Origin of the sequence: Bacteroides sp. AF32-8BH (assembly GCF_003435205.1) — a bacterium.
In the GTDB taxonomy this organism is placed as follows: Bacteria; Bacteroidota; Bacteroidia; order Bacteroidales; family Bacteroidaceae; genus Bacteroides; species Bacteroides ovatus.
Genome location: NZ_QVLZ01000042.1, coordinates 51,728 through 58,756 on the forward strand (window position 1 = coordinate 51,728; position 7,029 = coordinate 58,756).

The window sequence follows — 7,029 nt, forward strand, 5'->3', positions numbered from 1 at the left end:
TACCTATGATGAACAAAAGAGTATTAAACAGTTTTCTCTATGGAACACTGTTGTTTTCATTAGGAACAGGAGTTGTTTCCTGTAAGGATTACGACTCAGATATCGAAGGTCTGAACAACCGCATCACAACCGTTGAGTCCGACATGGACAGATTCAAAGAAAAGATTGAAGCTGCGTTGAATGCTAACCTGACCGTACAAAGCTGGTATCCCAGTGAAGACCAGTCGCAATATACCATCGTATTGAGCAATGGAGACGAGTTGTATGTACAGGCTTCCAATAAAGCCACCCCTTTCTACCAGTTCAAGGTGGAAGAAGGCACATGGAGATATACCAAAGACAAAGGTGCGGGCTGGTATAAAGTGTTGACATTCGGTACCGAACAGGAAATTCCCGGAACAGACAAAGACCAACTGTATTATGACAAGAGCAACGGTTATATCTACATCCAGAAAACGGAAGGACTGGTGCAAACCACTATCACCGCAGACAAGGATACACCGATTTTGGCAGAGAACAAAGAGAATAAAACACTTTCCGTCTATATATACGGCGAAAACTATATTCTTCCCGTACAAGGTGGCGGTTTCAGCGGTATCAGTTCCATTCTCTTCCAAAAACAATTCGTGTTCGAAGAAGATGAATTCCTGGAAGCAGCCAGCTACACCAATACGCAAGGCAAAGTAGTTACTGCCCATACAGCTACCGCCAAGTTCAAGATTCTACCTAAAGACATTGATTTGTCCGAAGCCGACTTCCAGTGCGCGGATATTCACGAATTGAAGCTGACACGTGCGGAAGCGCCCCAACTGTTAGTAAATACAACTAAGAAGTTAGACGAAAACGGCATCTTGAGCGTAGAGTTGACTCCAAGTAACATGACGGCTCCTTACTACGGTGCAGTACTGGAAATCACATTGGACAAGACGACTACAAGTTCCAACTACTTCGTGGTGAAACCGACTTCCTACAGTGCCAACAACGGCGTGTTCGCTTATCGTGAGACACGTACGGTTTATCAGAACTCGGAATCCTTGAAATTCGTCAGCACCGAAAGTCTAGACCTTACCAGGACAATAGGCTGGGGATTCGGTGAAAACGAAGAAGTGAAGTTTGTGGACGAACTGGGATTCAGTGAACTCGCAGTTGCAACCACTTATGAGTTGACAGAAAACCCGAACAATACATTCGAAGTTACTGATAAAGGTGTATTAACTGCCAAAGCTGCTAACAGGTCGGGTAAAGTCAGAATAACTTATACCGTTGCCGAAGAGGAATTCTCTAAAGAAGTATTGATTTACTCACAGGATGAAGCGACCGCTAAGAACGGTATCGAATTGAGAAGTACAACAGTATCGTTGAGTGACATTGAAAGTCTGTACAAAGGTACAAAAGCCTTCATTGTGCAGAATGCCCAAACAACAATGGAAAATCTTGGTGTCACTGCGTCCAAAGCATGGAAACTGGGTACTCAAGCCAATGGCGGCAATTGGGAAGCTATCCCGATGACTACCAACCTTGCAACGATTACACAAGACACTGAGTTAGCTAATGGTGAAGTATGCCTTTACTACGATGCCGCCCAAAAGACCAGTTATCTGTTGGTAGGCCCTCAAGCTGATGGCATAGAAGGCGCTAACCTGTTCGCTATGAATGATGAAGGAACAGACAAAGCTCCTTTCACTCTCAATGAGAAAGAAGTGGGATTGTATGTAGGAAATGTAGGTACGAAGTATGTAGTGGAAGCTCCGACCGCAAAAGAGGAACTGGCTATTCAAATGTATGTAAAAGCCGGTATTGACCATCCGGATACTGACCCGAATCAGAATATACGTATATTAGGCAAGAAATTGGCAATCCCCGGTGTGTATGATGAAGAACTGGGTTACCACTTCAACGAGTTGGATTTGCGCACTACCTTGTATAATTTCAAACCTGCTGACGCTGATTTCAAAATCACATTGAATAGAGACGACCAGAATGACAAAGTAAAAGAAAAATGGGGTACTAACTTCCAATGGGATGCCGACAACTATACTTTAACATTAAGTCCGGTATGGGCTCTGTATAACTTCAACTTCAACGACAAGAAAGTGAGTGATATGACAGAAGCCAATAATGGTGTCAAACTCTCTTGGACATTCAATGCCGGTAAGGGAGAAACTACCTCTAACGGAAATGAACAGTGGTACATCAAAGACCCGGTTCGCCAGCCGGGTGAAAACACAATCTACATGGGGCTTGACAAACAGCCAAACGCAACGGGAGTCATCAGTACAGATTATGAAATCAAAGTATCTGAAATAACGGGCGACCCGGAAAAGAAGAAATTGTCAGATTTGGAAGTAGGGAAAGTGTATAAATTCGGAGACTACTTCAAGAATCACAATTTCTGGGTAAACGGTTGTTCATGGGATGTTTACGGCGGTCCTAAAAATCTTACCGGAAAGAATCTTCCTGTATTAATAAAATATGATTTTGCCACAAATAAACTTGTGATAACCGATTATGCAAAGAAATACTTTGGCAAAAGAAGGTGTGAATTAAAGTTCCAGCCACAAGGCAATGAGACTACTGCCGGTTTGGAGATTGATAGTGACGAACAGACATTCAAATTAAAGTTAGTTCCGACAACGACCAATTTTCAAATAAAGATTGATTATAATACCGACTTCTCAAATCAGAACCTGTTCTTCAGAATCGTTGAGGGGTAAATCTTAATCTCTGTACAAACCAGAGTAATGAAGATTACTCTGAATAGAGATGCTATCAAACAACCATGCCGTGAAATCGCAAGTCTGTTACAGACCTCGAATTCCGGCATGGCTCTTTTATATTTCATGTAACCTTTTACATCAAACTCACCACAAGATATTTTTTTCAATGTATACAATAAGGATTTCCACTGCATAGAATAAGAATTTTGAGTGCAGTAAACTGCAAGAGTTTATGCAGTCAGGTAGTTGTCACCTTGCTATGTGACTATTATTACCTTGTAAAGTGATAAATGTCACCTTATAAGCTGACAATTGTCACTTTATAAAGTGACTATCTATATAAAAAAGACGAGAAACCTATAAAGATACAAAATTAATCAACGAAAAACAAGAGCAGAGACAATTAAGCACATATTAAGTGTACATTAAGCGTTACTTCATTCTAATATTTATTGTCGAACCGTACTTTTATACCAAAATTATTATTAACTTGTAATATCATGAATAGAATCAGCAAAGTATTTCTGGCTTGTGCGTGCAGCGTCTTCTGCATGAACGGACAAGCACAAAGCAATGCTACATGGACAAACGACTTCTCCAATGCCGGAGAAACACTGAAAGTGGTGGGTCGGGGAACATGCAGTATTGCCGACAATGTATTCCGTTCGAAAGGCGCTTATGCCGTATTCGGTCATCCCGAATGGAAAAACTACTCCTTTTCTTTCAAAGCCCGTGCCCCTAAAAATGCCGAACAGGTGCAGATATGGGCGAGCTTCCGCAATTACAACCGTTTCGACCGTTATGTGGTAGGTATCAAAGGCGGACTGCAAGATGATCTTTACCTGATGCGCACCGGATATATGGGTACGGACGAATTTATGGGAGTCCGCCCGTTAGGTTTCCATCCTGTGCCGGGAGAGTGGTATCGTGTAAAAGTAGAAGTTTGCGGCAACCGTATCCGCATATTCCTCAACGACGAAAAACAACCGCATATTGATCTTGTAGACAAGAATGCCGACTTGGTACCATCGGGTGAAGTTGCTCTGGGTGGAGGATGGATAGAAACTGAATTTGACGACCTCACCGTTACTCCGATGGCAGACGATGCACTGAAAAACGTGAAAGTGGCAGAATATCAAAAGAAGGCCACTCCTACGGAGAAAGAAAACAAACGCCGCCAAGAACGGGCTTCCTATACTTCCGCCAAACTGGCAGCGCTCACCGGCAGCCGCACAGATATCACGCTGGATGGCAACTGGCTCTTTATGCCGGACTATCAACTGGACAACAAGGATAAGGCTGTTTCGGTACAAACGAACGACCAGGACTGGCACATCATGTCCGTTCCTAACTTCTGGACACCAATCCGTATCTGGCTGCATGGCGAAACGATGCCCTCTCCTACCGGTGCACAACCCAAAGGTGTGTCGGACACCTACTACCAACAGGAAACCGACCGCTGTGAAAACTATACATTCGATTATCGCCGGGTGAAATATGCCTGGTACCGTCAATGGCTGGAACTGCCTGCCAATGTGGAAGGCAAGAATATGACGCTGACCTTCGACGCAGTCTCCAAAATTGCCGAAATCTATATCAACGGAACATTAGCCACTTCACATCTCGGCATGTTCGGTGAAATTCAGGTAGACGGCAGCCGTTTGCTGAAACCCGGTAAGAACCTGATTACCGTAAAAGTGATACGCAAAATGGATGGAAGCGCATCGGAATCGGCAAATGCCATCGATTTCTTCTATTCTTCCGTACGTGAAAGTGAACAGGAAGATGCCAAAGTGGAAGTGAACAAAGATGCTCTGCTGAAAGAAATTCCTCATGGTTTTTATGGTGACGAACCTGCCGGAATCTGGCAACCGGTAAAACTGACGATTACCGATCCCGTAAAAGTGGAAGATGTCTTTATCAAACCGACCCTGAATGGCGCTACCTTCGATGTAACCCTAAAGAACCACGGTAGTAAAAAGAAACAGTTCGACCTTTATACGGATATCATCGACAAAGAAACCGGTGCTGTACTCTATTCGGGATTATCCATACGGAAACTGAATCTCAATGCAGATGAAGAGCGCATGGAAACCTATACGATCAGCGATTTGAAACCTCGCTTATGGACACCCCAGCATCCCAACCTGTACGATTTCAAATTCCGCCTGGTGGCAGATAAAGGAACAGAACTGGACTGTCTGACAGAGACTTCCGGATTCCGTACTTTTGAGGTGAAAGACGGACTTTTCTACCTGAACGGTAATAAATACTGGTTGCGCGGCGGAAACCACATTCCTTTCGCACTGGCACCTAATGATGAAAATCTGGCCAATACTTTCATGCAACTGATGAAAGCCGGAAACATCGACGTAACCCGTACACACACCACTCCGTGGAACAAACGCTGGATGACAGCTGCCGACCGTAACGGTATCGGTGTTTCATTCGAAGGCACATGGTCATGGTTGATGATTCATTCCACTCCAATTCCAGACCAGCGTCTGATTGAAATATGGCGTAACGAGTTTTTAGGATTGCTGAAAAAATATCGCAACCACCCTTCACTGCTCTTCTGGACAGTGAACAATGAAATGAAGTTCTATGACAATGACAGCAATCTGGAACGTGCCAAAGAGAAATACCGTATTATTTCGGATGTAGTGAAAGAGATGCGTCGCATCGACCCTACCCGTCCTATCTGCTTCGACTCCAACTATCAGGCCAAAGGCAAGGATAAGAAATTCGGCGCTGACTTTATGAGCAGCATCGACGATGGCGACATTGACGATATGCACGGTTATTACAATTGGTATGACTACTCGGTTTTCCGTTTCTTCAATGGAGAATTCCAAAAACAGTTCAAAGTAGCCGACCGTCCGCTTATCAGTCAGGAGATGTCTACGGGTTATCCCAATAACGAAACGGGACATCCTACCCGCTCCTATCAGCTCATCCACCAAAATCCTTATACACTGATCGGTTATGAGTCTTATGACTGGGCAGACCCGGCTTCATTCCTGAAAGTACAAGCATTCATCACGGGTGAACTGGCCGAAACGCTTCGTCGCTCCAACGACCAAGCTTCAGGTATTATGCACTTTGCATTGATGACATGGTTCCGTCAGACATACGATTATCAGAACATTGAACCGTACCCCACCTACTATGCTTTGAAACGGGCTTTACAACCTGTATTGGTTAGCGCAGAATTATGGGGACGCAACTTGTACGCAGGTGAGAAACTGCCTACACGCATCTATGTGGTCAATGACCGTGAAGACGGTACGGATCTGCAACCGTCCCTGCTTCGTTGGGAAATACAAGATGAAAGCGGAAAGTGCCTGGCAAGCGGCAGTGAAAAGATTCCGGCTGTGAAACATTATGCGCGATACTATGCCGAACCTGATATTCAGTTGCCGGCCAATCTGCCTGCCGACAAGACAAAAGCCAAACTGGTATTAAAACTCACAGAGAACGGTCTGCCAATTTCTGCCAATGAATATGAGTTGTTGCTCACTAATAAAGAGTGGAATGTAGGTCAGGTAGACCCAAACAAAAAGATCGTATTGCTGGATAAAGATAACACGAAAACGGTATTTGACTTCCTGAACATCAATTATCAACCGATTTCTTCCATAAAAGAATTGCTCAACAGCAAACTGAAAGCCGACCTTTGTGTTATCTCCGGTCTGACAGCCTGCACTGACGAAGAAAAGGAGCTGATCCGTGCTTATCAGTCAAAAGGTGGAAAGCTGCTCTTCCTCAACAGTAAGGAAGCCGTCAAAGCGATATATCCTGAATATATCACGGGCTGGATTATCCCGACAGAAGGCGATATCGTAATTATGGAACGTAATGATGCTCCGGTGTTCAATGACATCGATGTATTGGAATTACGCTATTTCAACAACAATAAACGGGAAATTCCGCAAGCATGTACCGCTACTCTGAAAGTCCATCGCCACAAAAACGTGACGGAACTGGCAGGACAGATGAAAATTCACGCTTACATTGATGGTGGAAAGCCGGAAGACCGCATCGAACGAATAGAATCTATGCGTGGACTGACGATGTTACAAATAGCTGACGGAAAGGGGGAAGCAATGATCTCTACCATGTGTACGGAAAAGGCAACGACAGATCCGGTAGCTGGTAAGTTAGTAGTGAATATGATTAATTGCCTGACTACCAACAAATAGGAATAAGGTAGAAAGCAGAAATAAAAGAGAGGACAAATGTCCGAAAGGTTTTGAATGAATAGAGGTTGTGTCAAAACGCTGACACAGCCTTTTTTATGCGCAAAGCCCAG

At 44.0% G+C, this 7,029-nt stretch carries 2 protein-coding genes; both read left to right on the forward strand.

Going from position 1 to position 7,029, the window contains the following annotated elements; genetic code table 11:
• The first annotated feature begins 5 nt into the window (after nucleotides 1-5).
• Nucleotides 6-2,714, forward strand: a complete 2,709-nt coding sequence (locus DWZ47_RS23870; RefSeq protein ID WP_182281654.1) for a hypothetical protein — start codon at nucleotides 6-8, stop codon at nucleotides 2,712-2,714.
• A gap of 503 nt (nucleotides 2,715-3,217) precedes the next feature.
• A complete protein-coding gene (locus tag DWZ47_RS23875; protein WP_117514887.1) occupies nucleotides 3,218-6,919 on the forward strand; it encodes a glycoside hydrolase family 2 TIM barrel-domain containing protein in 3,702 nt (1,233 codons plus the stop codon).
• Nucleotides 6,920-7,029: the final 110 nt, after the last annotated feature.